The sequence below is a fragment of the Chryseobacterium sp. c4a genome, assembly GCF_009900745.1.
Taxonomy (GTDB): Bacteria; Bacteroidota; Bacteroidia; order Flavobacteriales; family Weeksellaceae; genus Chryseobacterium.
On sequence record NZ_WXVU01000005.1, the window covers coordinates 214,326 to 234,339 of the forward strand.

At 34.4% G+C, this 20,014-nt stretch carries 18 protein-coding genes; 9 read left to right on the top strand and 9 right to left on the bottom strand.

Annotation, left to right across the window (positions count from 1 at the left end; translation table 11 throughout):
- Positions 1-130: 130 nt before the first annotated feature.
- The 3 genes from GTR01_RS09740 to GTR01_RS09750 are packed head-to-tail and all read right to left on the bottom strand — an operon-like array spanning position 131 to position 2,033.
- On the bottom strand, positions 131-562 hold the full coding sequence (locus tag GTR01_RS09740; protein ID WP_160137643.1) for a hypothetical protein: 432 nt from the start codon (positions 560-562) through the stop codon (positions 131-133).
- A gap of 5 nt (positions 563-567) precedes the next feature.
- Positions 568-1,317, bottom strand: a complete 750-nt coding sequence (locus GTR01_RS09745; RefSeq protein WP_160137644.1) for a YggS family pyridoxal phosphate-dependent enzyme — start codon at positions 1,315-1,317, stop codon at positions 568-570.
- Complete coding sequence (locus GTR01_RS09750; RefSeq protein ID WP_160137645.1) at positions 1,314-2,033, bottom strand: AAA family ATPase; 720 nt, start codon at positions 2,031-2,033, stop codon at positions 1,314-1,316. The genes GTR01_RS09745 and GTR01_RS09750 overlap by 4 nt, the downstream gene beginning before the upstream one ends.
- Before the next feature lie 912 nt (positions 2,034-2,945).
- Here GTR01_RS09750 and GTR01_RS09755 point away from each other — a divergent pair.
- Positions 2,946-3,281 carry a DMT family transporter gene (locus GTR01_RS09755; RefSeq protein ID WP_160137646.1) on the top strand — a complete coding sequence of 112 codons (336 nt, stop codon included), beginning with the start codon at positions 2,946-2,948 and terminating at the stop codon, positions 3,279-3,281.
- A gap of 58 nt (positions 3,282-3,339) precedes the next feature.
- Here GTR01_RS09755 and GTR01_RS09760 read toward each other — a convergent pair whose 3' ends face one another.
- Entirely contained in the window at positions 3,340-3,768 is a 429-nt protein-coding gene (locus GTR01_RS09760) for a hypothetical protein (protein ID WP_160137647.1), read from the bottom strand.
- A 199-nt stretch (positions 3,769-3,967) separates the two neighbouring features.
- On the opposite strand from GTR01_RS09760, the gene GTR01_RS09765 reads away from it, so the two are divergent.
- Positions 3,968-5,044 carry a sensor histidine kinase gene (locus GTR01_RS09765; protein WP_160137648.1) on the top strand — a complete coding sequence of 359 codons (1,077 nt, stop codon included), beginning with the start codon at positions 3,968-3,970 and terminating at the stop codon, positions 5,042-5,044.
- Positions 5,044-5,766 carry a LytR/AlgR family response regulator transcription factor gene (locus GTR01_RS09770; RefSeq protein ID WP_160137649.1) on the top strand — a complete coding sequence of 241 codons (723 nt, stop codon included), beginning with the start codon at positions 5,044-5,046 and terminating at the stop codon, positions 5,764-5,766. Before GTR01_RS09765 ends, GTR01_RS09770 begins: the two co-directional genes overlap by 1 nt.
- Before the next feature lie 186 nt (positions 5,767-5,952).
- On the opposite strand, the gene GTR01_RS09775 is transcribed toward GTR01_RS09770, so the two are convergent.
- Positions 5,953-6,579, bottom strand: a complete 627-nt coding sequence (locus tag GTR01_RS09775) for a class I SAM-dependent methyltransferase (RefSeq protein ID WP_160137650.1) — start codon at positions 6,577-6,579, stop codon at positions 5,953-5,955.
- 160 nt (positions 6,580-6,739) lie between these two features.
- On the opposite strand from GTR01_RS09775, the gene GTR01_RS09780 reads away from it, so the two are divergent.
- Both GTR01_RS09780 and GTR01_RS09785 read left to right on the top strand, forming a co-directional pair.
- On the top strand, positions 6,740-8,095 hold the full coding sequence (locus GTR01_RS09780; RefSeq protein WP_160137679.1) for a deoxyguanosinetriphosphate triphosphohydrolase: 1,356 nt from the start codon (positions 6,740-6,742) through the stop codon (positions 8,093-8,095).
- A gap of 152 nt (positions 8,096-8,247) precedes the next feature.
- Positions 8,248-9,174, top strand: a complete 927-nt coding sequence (locus tag GTR01_RS09785) for an SPFH domain-containing protein (protein WP_160137651.1) — start codon at positions 8,248-8,250, stop codon at positions 9,172-9,174.
- 209 nt (positions 9,175-9,383) lie between these two features.
- Here the strand turns inward: GTR01_RS09785 and GTR01_RS24590 are convergent, their stop codons facing one another.
- Positions 9,384-9,995, bottom strand: coding sequence for a DUF4377 domain-containing protein (locus tag GTR01_RS24590; RefSeq protein ID WP_228452204.1), 612 nt, complete (start codon positions 9,993-9,995; stop codon positions 9,384-9,386).
- A 288-nt stretch (positions 9,996-10,283) separates the two neighbouring features.
- On the opposite strand from GTR01_RS24590, the gene GTR01_RS09795 reads away from it, so the two are divergent.
- The 3 genes from GTR01_RS09795 to GTR01_RS09805 are packed head-to-tail and all read left to right on the top strand — an operon-like array spanning position 10,284 to position 12,034.
- Positions 10,284-11,090, top strand: coding sequence for a hypothetical protein (locus GTR01_RS09795; RefSeq protein WP_160137652.1), 807 nt, complete (start codon positions 10,284-10,286; stop codon positions 11,088-11,090).
- Positions 11,090-11,542: a lipocalin family protein gene (locus GTR01_RS09800; protein ID WP_160137653.1), complete on the top strand. Its 453-nt coding sequence runs from the start codon at positions 11,090-11,092 to the stop codon at positions 11,540-11,542. Before GTR01_RS09795 ends, GTR01_RS09800 begins: the two co-directional genes overlap by 1 nt.
- 24 nt (positions 11,543-11,566) lie before the next feature.
- Positions 11,567-12,034, top strand: a complete 468-nt coding sequence (locus GTR01_RS09805) for a hypothetical protein (RefSeq protein WP_160137654.1) — start codon at positions 11,567-11,569, stop codon at positions 12,032-12,034.
- A 258-nt stretch (positions 12,035-12,292) separates the two neighbouring features.
- On the opposite strand, the gene GTR01_RS09810 is transcribed toward GTR01_RS09805, so the two are convergent.
- From GTR01_RS09810 to GTR01_RS09820, 3 genes are all read right to left on the bottom strand, one after another.
- Entirely contained in the window at positions 12,293-12,628 is a 336-nt protein-coding gene (locus GTR01_RS09810) for a DUF962 domain-containing protein (protein ID WP_160137655.1), read from the bottom strand.
- Positions 12,629-12,761: 133 nt separating this feature from the next.
- Positions 12,762-14,444 (bottom strand): APC family permease, encoded by a 1,683-nt coding sequence (locus GTR01_RS09815; protein ID WP_160137656.1) that lies wholly within the window; start codon positions 14,442-14,444, stop codon positions 12,762-12,764.
- Between the two features lie 104 nt (positions 14,445-14,548).
- Positions 14,549-16,792: a CocE/NonD family hydrolase gene (locus GTR01_RS09820; protein WP_160137657.1), complete on the bottom strand. Its 2,244-nt coding sequence runs from the start codon at positions 16,790-16,792 to the stop codon at positions 14,549-14,551.
- Between the two features lie 258 nt (positions 16,793-17,050).
- Between GTR01_RS09820 and GTR01_RS09825 the strand changes: the two genes are divergently transcribed.
- Positions 17,051-20,014 (top strand): tetratricopeptide repeat protein, encoded by a 2,964-nt coding sequence (locus tag GTR01_RS09825; RefSeq protein ID WP_160137658.1) that lies wholly within the window; start codon positions 17,051-17,053, stop codon positions 20,012-20,014.

Consider the following 20,014-nt stretch of genomic DNA (forward strand, 5'->3'; position numbering starts at 1 on the left):
TCAATAATAGACAGCTCGATAGTAATTTTCTAATCATAATTGCATTTATTTGGTTATTAATGTCTTATAATCAAAAAGTATACCGATTTTGTAGACTAAAAAAAGGGAGGGCTTCTATTATGTGTTAAGCTTAATTTTCGTTTATTTTTCTTGAGACTTTATTTATAATGCTCTGGTATTGAATATAACCAGCAATAGTTATTAAGATAAAGAATATACCAGGTACAACAAGTTCCAGAATCCAATGCTGAACAAGAAAATAAAAAATAAGATAAAGAACACCGGCATAGATCAGGTTGAAAAGAATAGGGTAGAAAGCTCCGATTTTGTAGGTTAGTATCCTTGTATTCTCGTCATAGATAAAGTATTCTTTGGCGGGAGATATGGTGATGGGATATCGGTTCGAGAAATCCAGCTTCACAAAATTTTCCTTTCCTGTTATAGTGCTGCCTTCAATTTCTATAGTATTCATGTCTCTTTCTACGAATGAATCACGTACAGCATCAATGACATTTTTTGAGGTTTTTCCTTCCTTTATTTTTGTTTTAAATGTATAGAACATACTCGTTATTCTTTACTCTTATCATGGTTTCCTTCGTTCCAGTAATAGCTGTCAGGATAGATTCTTGCTCCAAATACAGCGGTTCCAACACGTATAAGAGTTGATCCTTCTTCTATAGCCGTTTCAAGATCTCCACTCATTCCCATCGATAATTCCTTCATTTCTACCTGAGGAATATTTTCTTGTATGATTTTCTGTTGCAGATTTTTGAGGATTTTAAAGCATGGTCTTACCTTTTCTGTTTCTGCACTGAATAATCCAATGGTCATTAAGCCTTTTATTTTCAGAGTAGAGAATTCGGCAACTTTTCTGATAAGTTCAATGGCTTCATGGGGTTCAACTCCAAATTTACTTTCCTCATTAGAGGTGTTTACTTGAATTAAAACTTCAATTGTCCTGTTTGCTGCTAAAAGTCTTTGATGTAGTTTTTCTGCCAGCTCTAAACGATCCAGTGATTGAACGCAGCTGACTTCATATTTCAGAATATCTTTAATTTTATTGGTTTGAAGATGTCCAATAAAGTGATTGTGGTGAGGAATTTCTTTCAGATCTTCATATTTCTCTTTAAGTTCCTGAACTTTGTTTTCTGCAATTAAGGATTGCCCGTTTTCCAGTGCAATCTTAATACGTTCTGCAGAGACTGTTTTGGTGGCCAGCAAGAGTTTTACGTCATCAGAGTTCCTGCCCGCTTTTTCACAGGCATTTAAGATCCTTGTATGGATGATTTCCAGATTGTGAAGAAGGTCTTCTTTCATGATCGGATGGTTTCTTTGGCTTCCAGTTTTTTTATCAATGCTGTTTTTACAGCTGTTAAAGCATGGTCTTTGGCTTCTGCAAAAGAAATGGAGTACCTTCGTTCAATAGTCCTCATATCCTCCGGAAATTGGCTAAGCAGTGTGTCATAATAGGTATCCAGAAACTCAGTAGAAGGCATCTCATAATTGATTCTAAGCTGAAAACGTCTCAACAAGGCCGTGTCAATAATTTCAGGATGATTGGTGGCACAAAGCAAAAGGGCATTTTCAGGATAATAATCAATGAGCTGGAGTAAAGTATTAACAAGTCTTCTCATTTCTCCAACATCCTTATCATCACTTCCTCTTGCTTTTCCGATCTGATCCAATTCGTCAAGGAATAGTACAGATCTTTCTCTTGCTGCTTTATCAAAAATCATTTTAATATTCTGTGAGGTTTCTCCAATTCTTGAAGAAACAATATTGCTTAGATTTAAAATGATAATATTCTTTCCAAGAGCGTTAGCAATTGCTTTTGCCGTCATTGTTTTTCCACATCCGGAGCTTCCCTGAAGAAGGATTTTATGATTTACCGGAAGGCCATATTCCTGCAATTCTTTGCTGTAAGTGTGCTCTTTGATAAGCTGTACAAGCTGGTCTCTGTTGTCTTTGTTCAGAAATACATCGTTAAGGCTTACTTGTTCTTTATCTTGAATAATAAGATTGTACAGATTCATGATGATAATTAATAGTTCTTGAATCTAACAAAGATAAGGCTTTATTATATGGTGTTGAGTATCCTGATTGAGAATAAATAACTAGGCCAGAGATCTGTAAATAAAAAATAAATCCGAACGAATGCTCGGATTTATCATTTGGATATTAAAATTTGTTATGAAACTAAGATCTTTTTGCTTATGTTTTTGGGCCCTTTTACCTCATTGGTAAAAGAGCAATCTGATTTCTCAGAATAAAAACATAAAACAATATAATTAGTATAGTTTTGCTATAGGCTTATTTATTTTAGTGATTAGTTTCTTTCTCTTCTTACTGTCATAAAATATGATGAGAATACTACTAAACATGTTGCGATACCGATATAAGTTACCATTTTGTATTATTTTTAATTATTTGACTTTTTTTTATCAATCTTTCAATTGCAATATTACAGCTTTCAAATCATGTGCCAAAGTAAATCACTATGATGTATATCAGTGTGTTATGAGTGTTTTATTTAATTTTTAAGAGATTTTTTGTTTACATTTTGTTAATGTATTATTGTGAATTTATTAATATATTTATTGTTCTGACTTTAAAAAAATGTGAAAACGTTAACCGTTTGCAGACTTATATATTAGACTTGATAAAACAAACAATAAATAATGCGATGCATAACACTGTTGTAAAATGATTTTTTTGAGTGTAAAATTTCCGCGAGAAAGCAATTTCTATGTTAAGAAAATTTATTTTTATCGCTAATTCTTATGTTGAATATTTTTGTCAGCTGTCAGGTTCTATGACATTCCTGTTATGCCAAAATCGGAAAATGATGTCAGTTTGATGATTCTAAAAGCGAATCAGAAAGATAAAATACAGAAGTTATAGGAAGTAGGTGGTAGGTTTTATTATTTTTGTATAAATAATACTTTATGGAACGCAGTTATCTTTTTTTGGCTTTAGCTATTGTATTTGAGATCATAGCCACTACCTTTCTGAAAAAATCAGAAGAGTTTTCTAAGATCGTACCATCAGCTATTACTGTCATAGGATATGCCTGTGCCTTTTATTGTTTAAGTCTGAGCCTTCGACAGATTCCTGTGGGAATTACATACGCTATCTGGTCTGGGGTAGGAATTGTTTTCATCACCATCATTGGAGCTGTTGCCTTTAAACAGACTCCTGATTTGCCTGCCATGATCGGTATCGCATTGATTATAATTGGAGTAATTGTCATTAATGTATTTTCAAAGATGGGAACCCATTAGTACTTGATTGGATTATAGCTCATCTCTATCAAATTATTAATTGTTCATTATCGATTACTTATTTTAACCTCTGTAGGGTGGATTGGAAAAATTGAAACAGAAAAACCCTGTCATAAAAAATTTCCAAACTGTTTTCAATCATAAAATCAGTATGATGAGCGGTATTGGTAACTGTTTCTTCTTCTACAAACACAAACCAGATTTCAGAAAGGGCATATCTTCTTTTGAACTCTTCAGAAGTATTGCAGTCTAGAAAAAATGAATGTTTCAGATCATAGAAAAAAATTCCCTTCCTTGTTCCGTTGTGTTCTATGATATTAATAGGATGTTGGATATAGTTGAGAATTTTGATAGTAGGATCAAAACATTCTATAAAGTGATGCAGATCGATGAGTTGTATTACTTTTTCTTCCTGTTGAGATTCTGTCATAAAAAAACACTCTGATGTAATCTCTTCCGTTAATTCCTGAAAAACTGCTAATTCCATATGCATTAATTAAACGCTGCAAAGAAAAGCAGAATACGACTGCATAAATTTGTTTTTATACAAAACCGCCGGTATTTTATACGAAATCCGATCGTGAATGGAGGCTATAATTGGTATAATAAAATGTGGGTTTTGTATAATATTATAAGAATAAGCTAGGGGATTACCTATTTTTGTATGGAGATATAAAACCAGGAATATGAAATACAGGTTATGGCAATTTAAAGAAACGCTTGCAATGGACTTTCTGGTGGAAGAACGTTACAAATTTGGCAGGCATGTTTTGTTTCTTGTATCCTTTTTTCTTTGGTTATATAGTGCTCGCTTCTGGCAAGCTTTTTCAGGAATATATCAATGGTATGTACTATTCTTTGTATATGGAATACTGATTACGATGTTGTACATTAATATTTATATTCTTGTACCTCGGCTTTTCTTTAAAACAAGATATATTGCTTATTTGGCGTTCCTGATACTAATGGGAGTCATAGGAGTTAATCTTATTGGGTACGGTTTTAGAAATGTTTTTGTTGATTTCAGGATTGGGAATATACCAAGAGAAACAGAAAAAGGAGGTGTTTATGAAGGTATCCTGATGTGTATTCCGATCATTCTGACTACCACCACAGTTAAACTTCTGCAGAAATGGATTAAGGACAATCAAAGGATCAATGAGCTGAGCAACCTTACCATGCAGATGGAATTGAATGAATTGAGAAATCAGATCAACCCTCATTTTCTATTCAATATGCTGAATAATGTAAAAGCACTCATCAGAACAGATCCGGCAAAAGCTTCGGTGGTGATCGTTAAACTTTCGGAATTTCTCAGATACCAACTTTATGAAAACAGTGCAGAGAAAACCTTATTAACTTCAGAAATTGATTTCCTGTCCAATTTTTTAAACCTTGAAAAAATAAGACGCGAAAACTTTACCTTTGATATTCAAACAGAAGCGGAAAACAGAACAGTACATACCACCTTTATCCCTCCGAATCTGTTTACCACTTTTGTAGAAAATGCTGTAAAACATAGTGTCGACATTAGCGGTAAAGAATCTTATGTGAAAATAAATATCAGTATTGAAGGGCAGAATCTTTATTTTCAATGTGTCAATTCCAGAGATCCTAATTATATTATTTCAGATAAAAAGAATAGTGGACTCGGTTTAGCTAATATTACCAGAAGATTAAAATTGCTTTATAATGATACTTTTGATCTGAAAATAAATTCGGAATCTAAAGAATATATTGTCCATTTAAAAATTCCTGTATAATGAATTGTATTATAGTTGATGATGAACCTTTAGCAAGGTCAGAAATGCGTTCACTGATCAATGAAACTTCAAAAATTGATATTTTGGGTGAATTTTCCAACGCTCCTTCTGCATTGGATTTTCTCAAAGATAATGATGTAGATCTTATTTTTCTGGATATTGAAATGCCGATGGTAACAGGATTGGAATTTGCAGAAATGCTGCCCAAAAGATCGCTGATTATTTTTACCACAGCTTATTCCCAATATGCTTTGAAAAGTTATGAATTGGAAGCTGTAGACTATCTTTTGAAACCCATTGATTCGCAAAGACTTGAAAAGGCCATCAATAAAGCGATATTATATACTGAATTGCTCTCTAATGATACGATAAAGAATACTGTAGAATCCAATACTAAAGATTTTTTATTCATTAAAGCAGAACGCCGATTTTATAAGATCAGTTTTTCAGACATTAAATTTATAGAAGGACTGAAAGATTATGTAGTCATTCATACCAAACAGCAGAAGCTTATTACCGCAATGAACCTCAAAACCATTCATCAGAAAGTTTCAGGGGAGAATTTTATCCGTGTAAGTAAATCATACGTTGTGAATGCGGATTACATTGATTCATTTGACAATCATAATATCTATATTGAAGAAGCAGAAATTCCTATTGGAGAAGTGTATAAGGCAGAATTTTTTACAAAATATGCAGGTGGATTGTTGGGCGCAGATTAATATTGTTGTTAAATGACTATTGATATAGTTACTTATGGTATTTGCTCTATCAATAGGAGTGGGCTTTAGCCCGCCTCAAAAATAAAAATCATCAGGCTTTAGCCAAAACATATCATTCCGTAGAAATTTCAATATAGCACATCCAAAATGCAAGACGAAATTTCTACAGAATGACAAAGATTATCTTTATTGTTTCTGCCCCACAAAACGAATTACGGAACCTGTTCCGTTATGAAATAAGCCTTCTTTAAGTTCAATTTCGGTTTCCTGAAGTTCAATGATAGAATAATTAGGGAAATCGGCTTTAATCTCTTCAATAGAAAATAAATCCTTTATGTCTCTCGGGCCACCTACTTTTTCATTTTTTGTGACATAATCAAAATGGTTTTTACTGAAAGCTTCAAAAATGATAAATCCGCCTTTACGAAGGTATTGATCCAGCATTTGATGGATTGATGATTTAATGTCTCCTGGAAAATGAGCGTAGATAAGGGCTATAACATCAAATTGTTGCTTCTGGTAACCCAGTGTTTGCAATTCTCCAATCTGATAATCAATGGTTACATTATTTTGTTCTGCCAGTTTCAATGCTTTTTGTCTGCCTTGTTCGCTGATATCAAAAGAAGAAGCTTTCCAGCCTTGTAATGCAGCATACACAGAGTTTCTTCCTTCACCATCGGCAGGAAATAGAATCTCGCCAGGATTTAATTTTTTAAGTTGCTCTTCCAAATAAATATTAGGTGTGGTACCGTATACAAATTCTTCATGGGTGTACCTTTCATTCCATTTATCAAGCCATGTACTGTCTTTCATTATTAATAGTTTAAGTTATCTCAAATGTAGCGTCTTTTTATCTGTATTTATCAACGGAAAAAGCTTTGATAGCAATAGATTTTTTGAATGATAATGTGTGCTTAATAAATATTAAAATACTATTCCGTACAATTAAAATTTGGAGTAATTTTGAAAAATGATGAATTTAAACCAGATTTTCACCAATCAACGTACAGGTAACAATCCAAATACTAAGGTTTCAAGAACTGATTTTCAGAGAGATTTCGACAGAATTATCTTCTCTTCTGCCTTTAGAAGACTGCAAAATAAAACCCAGGTTTTTCCTCTTCCCGGAAGTGTTTTTGTACACAACAGACTGACACATTCTTTAGAAGTATCATCTGTGGGAAGAAGTTTAGGAAGTAGTATTGGTGAATTCATTGCTGAGGACTATAAAAATGAACTTACAGAAGATTCAAAGAATTTTTATCTACATAATTTAGGAAATGTAATTGCTGCAGCATGCCTTTGTCATGATGTGGGAAATCCGGCTTTCGGACATTCCGGAGAAGATGCTATTGCGAGTTATTTTGAAAGAAACGAAAAAGATCTGAAATCGAAATTCAATGAAAAAGAATGGGCAGATCTGGTAAATTTTGAAGGAAATGCCAATGCGATCAGAGTTTTGGCTCAGCAGCAGCAGGGAAAAGATGCCGGAGGAATTCAGCTTACATTTTCTACCCTGGCGAGTATTGCAAAATATCCATGTGAAGCAGTAGCAAAGAAAAAAGGAATTATCCATCGTAAAAAATTCGGATTTTTCCAGAATGAAAAAGATATATTCCTTGAAATAGCAAAAGGAACCCAGCTAATCTCCGAATGTGAAGAACCATATATCTTCAAAAGACATCCATTTGTATGGCTGGTAGAAGCTGCTGATGATATCTGTTACAATATTATCGATATGGAAGATGCCCATAGATTGGGAATTGTTTCCACTGCAGATTGTAAAAATTTATTTTTTGAGCTGGTGAAGTCTGAAACAGATGATGTTCAGAGAATTGAGACAAAATTAAATTCTATCTCCAATGAGAACGAACAGATTTCTTATTTAAGAGCAAAAGTAATCAATGCCTTAATTAATAAATCGATTGAAATGTACAAATATAACTTTCAAACGATTCTTGAAGGAAATCTTGACAATGGTTTATTGGATATCTATAAAAAAGAAAATAAAGCATTACAGGACATTGAAAGCTTTTCTGTAGAAAAGATTTATAACCATAAAGCCGTTGTAGAGATTGAAAACGCAGGATACAATGTAATGTACGAATTGCTGGATCACTTTATACCTTCCATTCTGAAACCGGAAGATCAGAGAAAATCTTATGATAAAAAAGCTTTGAAATTGCTTCCAAGACAATTTGTATATGAAAACGGAACCGATTACCAGAAAGTGCTGGGAATCATAGATTTTGTTTCCGGAATGACAGATAACTATGCTACCGACCTTTATAGAAAAATAAAAGGAATTGAAATTGGAATGACGGTTTAATTCTAATGATATGAAGGTTTGAGGCTGGAAGCTGGAAGTTATTTTCCATACTTTAATAACCTCCAGCTTCCAGCCTCAAACTTCCGCCTTAAATATCCATGGTTTAAATATTATTCCTATCTTTAGGAGAATCAATATTTAAAAACTAAACTATGGGCATTTTTCTGACACCTGTTATTATTTTTGGGCTTATTATTTTATTTGCCTCGTTTTTTGTCGTTAAACAGGAGACGGCAGCAATCATTGAACGTTTTGGAAAATTTCAGGCAGTAAAGCATTCAGGACTTCATCTTAAACTTCCCATTATAGATCAGATCGCTAAAAGATTAAATCTTAGAATTCAACAGTTGGATGTCATGATTGATACTAAAACATTGGATAATGTGTTTATAAGGATGAAAATTTCCGTTCAATATCAGGTCATCAGGAGCCAGGTAGGAGATGCTTATTATCGATTGGAAAATCCCGAAAATCAAATTACTTCATTCGTTTTTGATGTGGTGAGAGCAGAAGTCCCAAAACTGAAACTCGATGATGTTTTTGTAAGAAAAGATGATGTGGCAATTGCTGTAAAAAGCGAACTTCAGGAAGCTATGAATAGCTACGGATATGATATCATCAAGGCATTGGTAACGGATATTGATCCGGATGAGCAGGTGAAGCACGCCATGAACAGAATCAATGCCGCTGAAAGAGAAAAAACCGCAGCAGAATATGAATCTGAAGCACAGCGAATTAGAATTGTTGCCGTTGCAAAAGCAGAAGCGGAATCCAAGAAACTACAAGGACAAGGTATTGCCGATCAGAGAAGAGAAATTGCAAAAGGACTTGAAGAATCAGTAAGAATGCTGAATAATGTAGATATTAATTCTCATGAAGCCTCAGCATTGATTGTTGTGACTCAGCATTATGATACCTTACATTCTGTGGGAGCAAGTAACAGAAGCAATCTTGTGCTTCTTCCGAATTCACCTACTGCAGCAAGCGGAATGCTAAATGACCTTGTTGTAGCAATGACCACTGCCAACACGGTAGGAGAAGCAAACAAAGGAAAATACCCCGAGCCACCTCAGAAATAATCCGGATATTAAGGAGAAAGGAAGTAGGAAGCTGGAAGAGGGAAGTTATTGTCGTCGAAAGCAGTGATGAAACTCTTTTTATAAAAGCTTTTTTGGCTAAAATCTATGCAGATTGATGAAGATAAGTGTACGGTCTGTCATTACTTCCCTCTTCCAGCTTCCTAACTATAAAATAAAAGAGCTTCAGAAATTTCTGAAGCTCTTTTATTTTATTTCTTTGTTTTAGAAACTTGCTCTACTAATGTATATTTAATAGAAGAAACATCTGCCGGTGGGTTAGCGATTTTTTCTGTTTTTACTTTTAAAACATATTCGTACCCTGGTTCGTAGTTAAATCCTTCAATATTGCTATAGAAATTACTCCAGTTTTCAGAAGCGTTTTCTTTTACCTGTAAACACTTCATACGACCAGCACCTGCAGAACAATCTACTGTCTGTGCTCCTACGATAAGTGTTTTTTCTCCAGCTGCTGCATCTTTTTTAATTTTAGAGACTTGCTTGATCAATGTGTATTTAATTGAAGAAGCATCAGCCGGTGGATTAGCGATTTTTTCAGTTTTTACCTTTAAAACATACTCATACCCTGGTTCATAAGTAAATCCTTCGATGTTTGTGTAAAAATTAGTCCAGTCTTCTGAAGCCTTTTCTTTTACTTGCAAACATTTCATAGGAGCTACTCCTGTACAGTCTGCTGTTTGTGGCCCTACGATGAATGTTTTTTCATCTGCAGCGGATACTCCGGCTGTCGTTGTACACTGTGTCATTGCGAATAATGCTAATGCGGGTGCTGCCCCTTTTAGAATTGTTGCTATACTTTTCATAAACTTGATTTTTCACCATACCTCGCAATTACCATGCCGAAATTTTCTTTAATTAGTGGATTTCAGGGATTGTTTTTTCATTTTTTAATCATTTAATTTGAAGATTTTAATAAGCAAAATCAAAGGAAATGATATCTTGAATATCATAAAACGAAGATGAGAAATATTGGAGACCAGGAAATTATAAACAGAGTTAAAAGCTCTAAGTAGAATTTTGTTGTATGACAAAAACTAAGGAAATAGAGAGTTTAAATTTTGCTAAAAAAAGAAGAGAAAGAAATTGAATTGATGAAAAAAATATTCATATTAATGTCTGTTGTTTCTATCACAGGTCATGCATTTGCTCAAAAAGTAGATAACGCATTGCAGGGATATTTTGAAGAACAGGGAAATGAGACTTTCTATAAAAGTTTCAACTTTGACGGAAATGGTAAAATAGTAGATGGATTTAAAAGCAGTTATTATTTTACAAGAAATGATAGTCTAATTGTGATTCCGGATAAGGATGTATTTATTTTTAAGATTAAAAAAGATAAATTAGTTGGTATTTCAGATTGGGTTAAGAACGGAATTTGGGTTCGTAAAAAAGACAGCACTGAAGTCAATAACAGGGTAAATCCTGTGGAGTCACAGAGAAGAGCCGTTTTATTGGCCGGCTATTATGATAAGACTAAAAATATGTCAGGGCTGGATGCATTGTTCTCCAATACCAACGACTATACCCGGATTAGTGTTGACTTTTGCAATCAAGGATTAGCTAAAGCTTGTCTCAATGCATTTGGTTTGAAGATGATGGAATATACTCCGGGCTTTTTTGGTGATCTTGAAAAAATTAAAGATAAAAAGCTAAAACCTCACCCTGAGCTGATAGAACTTTCCCAAAAGATGATCAACCTTGGTGAGATGGAGGGTTATAATGTCTTGGGGGCTTACTATCATCTTTTAGGACTTCGGGAAAAAGCTTTTGAAACCTGGAAAGAAGGTGAAAAACATGGTGACCCGGCTTCTATGATGTCGATGGGACTTATTGAAGTGGGAGAAGAAATGGATAAGGCTCCAAAAAGTCCTGCTATTAAAAAGAAAAAGAAAAAATAATGAAGAAGCTGCTATTTTGTTCCGCTCTGTCTTTGGGTACTTTGGGGAGCGCACAGAAACTAAAAAAAGAAGATGTTGTAGGATTTTGGAAATTAAAAGAATCCGGGTTTTATGAAGGAAAAAAGAAGGAGGTTAAAGCTTTTGATAATTGCCGACTGATGCGTAACTATGCGATAAGAGAAGATGGTTTTGCAGTCTATAACTATATAGAAGGAGAAGTAGGAAATTGTATTCCCTCAGAACCAAGACTTTCTTTTTGGAAGATTGTGGGCAATAGGATTCAGTTCTATATGGATGATAAAAATATTCTTGAAGAGGTAGTCGTTACCCTGCATAAAGATAAAACAATGACTTTCTCAAGCTATATTCCTGTCCCGTTTAAGGATAAAGATCCCGAGCTGGAAAAGGAATTAAATACCGTACATTACGACATTCTTGAAAAACAATATTGATTATAGTACTCAACTTTTAGTCTTATGAATTATGTAACTATTATCTATCTTTTAAATTTGCTTGTATATGCTATTTATTTCTTTGGTAAAAGTGGGAGCGAAGCAGATATTACCCTCACAGGCTGTATAATTTCAACGATAATGTCGCTTCTTTTAGTCTTTGCAGGTTATCTTAATGCCAAGCAAAAGAAGACCTATAGATCCGTTCTTTGGATGTTTTTTGTAAATCTATTGTTCTTTATAATGTCTGGGGTATTTGATCAGTTTGGAAATAACTTTAATTTATTTTCAACAGTGGGGAATGATAATTTTATTTTTACCTTGGCTTTAATAGTTTATAATGGCTATTTATTTCCTTTGATTGTGGAACTGGAAAGAACTGGTTTTTCCCTTATTTTACCACTTTTATTATCTTTTATTCTGCCATCATTAGGATATTGGATAGGAAGGATAACGACTCCGAAAAAATCAACTTCATCTGAAGGAATTTAACCTGGATTTGAGAATAAGGTCTATGTCATTCCAACGAATGAGGAATCTCTGCTAAAATGGGATTCTTCATTTCACTTCTGAACTGCTTTCGCAAACCTTCAGTTTGTATTCAGAACGACAGATAGCATAATAGGTTATTAAGGGGGGCTGCTTAAAGAGCGAAGCTAATTCTTAATACTCTTCTCATCTTAATCTTTCTTCTTGCGATGATAGAACCTTTGCAGAATTATACAAAGCCAATGAATGTTGGAATGAAATTTAAGGTTTTTGGATCTGGCTATTTGTTTCTTTAAACTTTTGTTTACCGATTAATAATTCAAAGAAAAGTCTAAAATCTGAGATTAGCGACCATAATGGATATTTAAATGTGGCGGGTTTATTCCTTTCAATAACGGCATGGCTAAACCATGCAAATCCATATCCCACAATCGGAATATACCATAGAAATCTTTCCTTTCCCGAACTGATAACATAGCCTATTACAACAAATACCAGCAATGTTCCAATAAAGTGGAAGATCCTGGTTCCTGTTTTACTGTGTTCCGTAAGATAAAACTGATAAAATTCACTGTAGGTTTTAATTCTTTCAGGCATAGCGGTATTAGTTTATTGTTTCTGTTGGAGTTACAGCAATAATGTTGCCGATTTTATAATAAAGGGTACAAAAAGAAAAAGGCAAAATAACTGATCCTGTTATTTTGCCTTTTTTTAACGTTTTATACTTGTTTTAGCTATTCTTTAGTTCTTTTCCCAGCTTACTGTTTTTGTAACCATAGAAGAAGTAAATAAACATTCCGATCAGGAACCACATTCCAAACCAGAACCAGTTCTCATGGCTCATCCCGGTAAGAAGGTATAAACATGAACTCAATCCTACTAATGGAATAAGAGAAAGGTTCTTGATAAAAGCAACCCCGCATAAGATTATGTTGATCAGAATAAAGAAGAAAATAGACGCTCTGAATTCTCCTTCTTTAGGGTCGCTCCAATTCATTAATGTTTGGAAAAACTCCGGTTGCCAGTAGTAGAAAGCAATTAATCCACCAATGAAAACAACGGGAAATATGATCTTACCATTGATGTAAGGAAGGTGGAATCTGCCTTTTATTTTTTCTTTAGCCGGAAGCATAAGAACTCCTGCACACACTAATACGAATGCGAAGATTGTTCCGATACTGGTAAAATCAAGAATGAAAGTTTTATCTGTAAATAGAATAGGAATTCCCACGACAACTCCTGTAACGATAGTTGCAAAAGAAGGTGTTTTATATTTGGGATGAATTTTTAGAAATTTCTGAGGCATCAATCCGTCACGGCTCATAGCATACCAGATTCTTGGCTGTCCCATCTGGAAAACCAATAATACCGTAGTAATAGCAACGATAGCCACGAAAGAAACAACAAGCTCCATCCATGCTACATTGGCATTCGTTTTTTCAAAGATGAATGAAAGCGGATCTCCCACACCATCAAATTTTCTGTAATCTACCATACCTGTTAATACCAATGTAAGAGCAATATAGATTACCGTACATAGTACTAATGAGATAATCATCCCTTTTGGTAAGGTCTTTTGAGGATCTTTAGTCTCTTCAGAAAGTACACTTAAAGCATCAAAGCCAATATAGGCAAAGAAAACCCCTGAAACAGCACTCATAACTCCTGTAAAGCCATTAGGCATAAAGGATGGGCTTCCCGTCGCAGGGCTTATGGGTGTCCAGTTGTCAGTATTGATATATGCAAAACCTACCAGGATAACCAATAGGATTACTCCTAACTTTAGAATAACCAATGAGTTGTTGAAGTTTTTACTTTCCTTCACTCCTACATAACAAAGCCATGTGATTAATCCATTGATGACCAAAGCGGGAATATCAACGATGAATTTTAGATTCCCAATTAATGGAGCTGATGCCCAGGCATTTAAAAGCTCTTTGTTTTCAGAACCGTTTAAGAAAGCTTTCTTAGCTTCTGTGTAGCTGCAGGTTAAATAATCAGGAATATGCATTCCAAGTCGTCCTAAAAAGCTGGTGAAATAATCAGACCATGAAAAAGCTACATAAATATTTCCGAAAGAGTATTCCATGATTAATGCCCAACCAATGACCCAGGCAATTAATTCTCCAAAACTGGCATAAGCATAGGTATATGCAGATCCTGCGGTAGGAATTCGGCTGGCAAACTCGGCGTAGCATAAAGCGGTAAAACCACAAGCAAAACCACAAATCAAATAAAGAAGAATCACCCCTGGGCCACCTCTGAAAACGGCTTCTCCCAAACTGCTAAAACTTCCTGCTCCGATAATTGCCGCAATACCAAAAAATACGATGTCCCATACACCTAAAACTCTTAAAAGTCCTGTTGAAGTATCTGTATCCGAATAGACTTTCCTTCTAAAAAGTTGACTCATTCAATAAACTATATTTGATTTGAAAAAAACAAATGTAATGATTTTTTATTTTGATGTTAACAGTCGTTAGTAACATTTAGGTAAAAATGCTTAACGAAAACCCTTTAGTCTTTATAAACAGGTATTTCCACATAGCTGCTATTATACCATTTTATTTCTAAAGGTTCTTTCGCATCTTGTATTGTTTCATCACTTACATTTTTACCTGTTCCGTAGTTAACCTGCCAGTTTTTACTTCTATTGGCTCCTACTAATACGATCAGTTTACTTCCTTTTTCTATTTTTTTACTCATAAACATTGAGTTCTTTATTGGAATTTGTTCCTTTTTACCAGGTTTAAGAAGTTGGCGTACAGAATTGTCTTTTGCATAGCTTGTTCTGACAAGATGAGTGGATAATGAAAATATTTTTCCATCCGGCTGTACCTGATATAATTGGGTACTGCTGTCAAAATCTTTTTTATTAACGGAAACATTGAATACACCGGATAAGTTTCCACTTAGTATAATGTCTTTATCCAAAACCTCACTTTCAAAGTACATATAATTAGTCACATTTACACTGTCTTGTGTACTTACTTTATGGTAAAGCTCCTTCGGAGCTCTATCTTTAAAGTCAATGGTTTGTTGTGTGAATCCTTCCAATGAAGGTTTTTCAAAAGCTGAAACATTATTTTTACGATCCCGAAGATAAAATTTAAGGGTAGAAGAATGCATTTTATCAAGAGTTGAAACATGTTTCCATGCATTGGTATTCATAACCTGGAAGTTTACTTTATCTTGTAAAAGATCCGGTTTTTTTCCATTTTTTAAAATATAATCAAACCATGAAAAAGCCAGCTCATCAATACTAATTCTGGCCACAGGGTCTATGAGATTCCCATAAGCATAGTTATAGCCATAGCTTTGTGCTGCCGCATGATCATAAGGGCCAATTACTAAGTAATGATTGGGCTTCTTATTATATTTATGATGCTCTTTATAATAATACAATGCTCCTATCTGGTCAGCATCATAATATCCTGTAGTCGTTAGAATAGGGATATTGATGTTGGCAAAATCATTTTTATAAGGAACCATCTTCTGCCAATATTGATCATAGCCTGGGTGATCCAGCCATCTTTGAAATATCTTATTGGGTTTACCGCTTATGGTATCCAATGCTCTGAAAGATTTTCCACTTTTATACCATGCTGTATTGATAGAGTCCCATTTTGTATAATTGTTGAAATCCGCGTCATCAGTTAGCTTATTGTTGGTCACAAATCGTATCCAACGCATCATATAGCTCATAAATACATTATTCTGAGCAGGATAGTCTATCCCAATTCCTACAGAGACTTGAGGAACAATGGTTTTTAATGCCGGGTGTAGCTTTTTAGCAGCTGCCCATTGGCTGAAACCTAAATAACTTCCGCCCATCATACCTACTTTCCCATTACTCCATGGCTGTTTGCTTATCCAGTCTATTACTTCGTAAAGATCTTGTGATTCATGCTCGAAAGGGTTGTTGATATCCTCACTATCTCTTTTTCCACGGGTATTGACAACAGCTCCTACATAATTATAGACGGCGGCTTTTTTAGCAATAGATGCATCTATTAATTCTCCTGCATAAATGTTATTGATAAGAATAACGGGAAGAGGAGAAGTGTTTTCTTTTTTTCTGGCAACGGTAACAGTTAGTGTCGTTCCGTTTTTTAAGGTAATCTTTTGAGTTTCAACGATGAATTTTTCCTGCTCTTTTACCTTAAATAATTGCATAGACTGCTGTTTGATGCTGGAATATGTTTTATAATTTATATAGCTTTTACATAAAGCAAGGGCAGAAGCATACTCTATACTGTCTTTATCTTTTTGTTTGATAAGTGCTGTCTTCAAAGCTTTCTTATACTCATTTATATCACCATCCAATCCAGGCCCCACTTTGGTGATCAATGGATCGGATAAGCTTTCATATTTTGTATTGAAAGCTGTCTTCAGAGCACTGGGGAAAGAGGTTTTACTATCTTTTTCTATTAACTTGGTCATACTGTAGATTTCAAAGGCAAGAGCTTTGTTGCCTGCCATATTGTGATCTGCATATTCGTTTCTATGATCCGATAGAGTGGAAATAGAGCTTTTATAGTCTTTTGCTACCATCTGTAAACGGAAAAGATTATCAAGAAAATCTACATTATTCTTAGGTTTGTTCTTCTTGGTTTGAAGTTGTGAAATAACCTGAAGGGCTAGGGTGGGCATTTGTTTTTCCAAAACAACAGAGTCCGTTATCGCTGTTTTCGGGAAATAAAATTTTTGTGCCTGCATCAGGTTCACAAAAATTAATGCTAAAAGTATCTTAAATTTCATGTTGTAGCGTGTTTATGGTATGTTTTTAGCTGCTGTTCAAAAAGTATCAGTTCAAAATATATTTTTAGTAACTGTTTACTGAAATTGTTTACATTTTTATCAGGCGAAAGTAAGAAATTTTATCATGCGATAGTGAAATGTTTTTTGACTATTGTGAATTCTCTTATTTATGTATTAAATCTGCTAAAACTTGCTTAAACAATAAGTTTTTAATATTTTCGTTAACTTATTTAGACTAATTTTCTTATATAAAGAAGAATGAAATCAAAAAAAATACTTTTAGCGGCTGCGGTCATCTATTTCGGAATTTCCGATGCTCAACAGTCCCAATATTTTACACAGAAAGAAAATTACAGATTCAATCTAGCTGAAAATCTTTATCAGACTAAAATATACAACGCCTCCCAATACGAATACGCAAGACAATATTTCTATAATCAGAATTTGTCCCGTTCAAAGAAGGAGGCGGCTCAGTTTTTTGATAATGTGATCGGGGTGATTCTTCAAAAAAATCATGCTGAAGAAGGTTTGACAGCTTTTATGAAAGAATATCCTAATTCTGCATATTTTGCTCAAGCTAATCTTCCTTTGGCTGATTATTACCTGGCGAAAAAAGACTTTGACAAAGCATTGGAAACGTTGAAAAAAGTAAACCAATACCAATTGTCAAAAGAAGAGAATACTCAATATATCCTGAAGTTGGGCTATGCTAAGTTTATGATGGGAGATTCTAAAGGAGCTACTGATGCTTTGGAAGAAGCCTATAAAACGGCGGATCAGTCTCAAAAAGGAGATATTGCCTATATGCTTGGACATCTTTATTACAGCAACAGACAAAATGATAAAGCTTTCCAATATTTTGATTCTATAAAAGATCAGGATAAATTCTCAAAACTGGTACGTCCGTATTATGTACAGATGTATTATAATGATAAGAATTATGATAAGGCTATTTCTGAAGGGAATGCTTTATTAAACGAAAATATTTCAGAATCATACAAAGCTGAGGTACATAAGATCATCGGAGAGAGTTATTTCATGAAGAATGATTATAATGCTGCTTATCCTCATTTGAAAGATTATCTGAATGTACAACAGAATCCATCTGAAAATGATCTTTATGAAATGGGGTTTGTTGCCGCTCAGCTTAAAAAATACGATGAAGCGGTTTCTTATTACAATCAGCTTGTAAACAGTAATTCAGCATTAGCACAGAATGCTTATTATCAACTGGGGAATGCTTATTTAGCAGTTGATAAAAAACAGGAGGCTCTTTCTGCATTCCGTTCTTCTTACCAGATGGATTATGATGCGAAAGTGAAAAAATTAGCTCACGAGCAGTATGCTAAACTGGGTTATGATATCGGAAACCCGTTTGAAAATCCGTCTACAGTTCTTCAAAGCTATATCAATGATAACCAGAATGCTTCCAATGCTTCGGAAATGAGATCACTATTGGTGAAATCATATCTGTATTCCGGAAATTATAAGGAAACATTGAATGCTATTGACCGATTACAGAGCTCAACCCCTGAAATCAATAAGGTAGATCAAGAAGTTTCTTACCTATTAGGAACAGAAGAGTTCAATAAAGGGAATTATGATGAAGCAGAGAAATATTTCCTGAGAAGTTTAGGCTTTAATATCAATAAAGAATTTAACAGCAGAGCTTTATATTGGCTGGCACAGGTATATTACCAGAAAGGAAATTACCCGTCTGCCATTGTTCGTTATGAAAAACTTCTGAACGAAACCTTCCCGGAAAAACAGCAGTTGCCTTATGATTTAGGGTATGCTTATTTTAAGTCTAAAAAATTCGATCAGGCTGCCACTTACTTTAAACAATATCTGGCAAATCCTAAACCAGAATTTAAAAATGATGCAGAACTTCGTCTGGCAGATATTCACTATGCGAATAATGACCTGAATGAAGCAATTGCCATCTACGATAAAAATACAGACGCAACAGATTATACCGTATACCAGAAAGCAATGGCTTTAGGATTCAAAGGAGATACTCAGGCGAAAATTACTAATCTGAAAAACCTGTTATCTAAATATCCGGATTCTGAGTATTATGATGATGCTCAATACGAAATAGGAACGGCTTATGCTGCTCAGGATGATTTTGCCAATTCCAATGATTATTTTGGAAAGGTGATTAAAACATCTTCAGACAAAGATCTGATCGCCAATGCCTCTATTTACAGAGCACAGAATTATATTGATCAGAACCAAAATGATAAAGCGCTTTCTGAACTGAAATCGTTGGGCGAGCAGTATAAAAATACAGCATATGCACAGAAGATCGTTCAGGCTGCTAAACCGATATTCACGAAAAACGGTGATGTTTCAGGCTATGAAAGCTTTGCAAGAAACATAGGAGTGAACGTTGATGCTTCAGAAATTGATGAAATCAACTTATCTACCGGAAAACAGTATTTTGCGAAGAAAGACTATAAAAATGCGATTTCTTATTATGAGAAATACCTAACGCAAAATCCAACAGGAGAAGGTCTTTATCAGGCTAAATATGAATTGGGAGAAAGTTATTATCAAACCAATAATTCTACAAAAGCTTTACTTGTTTTACAGGAAGTAGCCGGAGTTCAGAATGATTATCAGGATGATGCTCAAACCCGTTTGGCACAAATCTTCATTACGCAGGGGAATACTGCTGAAGCTAAGAAATACCTTGAAGGCATTAAAAATTCTTCCAACATCAGTATTAAAAATTATGCGAATGTTGAGCTGATGAAGTTATACGCTAGTGAAAATAACTTCTCTGAAGCAGAAAAGCTGGCCAATGCAGTGATAGCAAACTCTAAAAACTCTGCGGCAGTTATTGAAACTGCGAAAGTAATCAAAGCTAGAAGTTTAATGAATTCAGGAAAAGATAAAGATGCTCAAACAGCTTATACTGCTCTTGAAAAATCGTCCAATACTTCGGTAGCAGCAGAAGCTTTGTATGCAAAAGCTTACTATCAGAATAAAGGGAAGGCATTCAAATCTTCCAATGAAACGATCTTTAAACTTGCTAATAATTATGCTTCTGAAGAATATTGGGGAGCTAAAGCATTGGTATTGATGGCCAAAAACTATATTGGACTGAAAGACAACTACCAGGCAAGTTATACATGTGACCAGATTATTGCGAACTATAAGAGCTTCCCTGATATCGTAGCAGAAGCGAAAGAAGTTAAAAAGCAGATTAAGAAATAA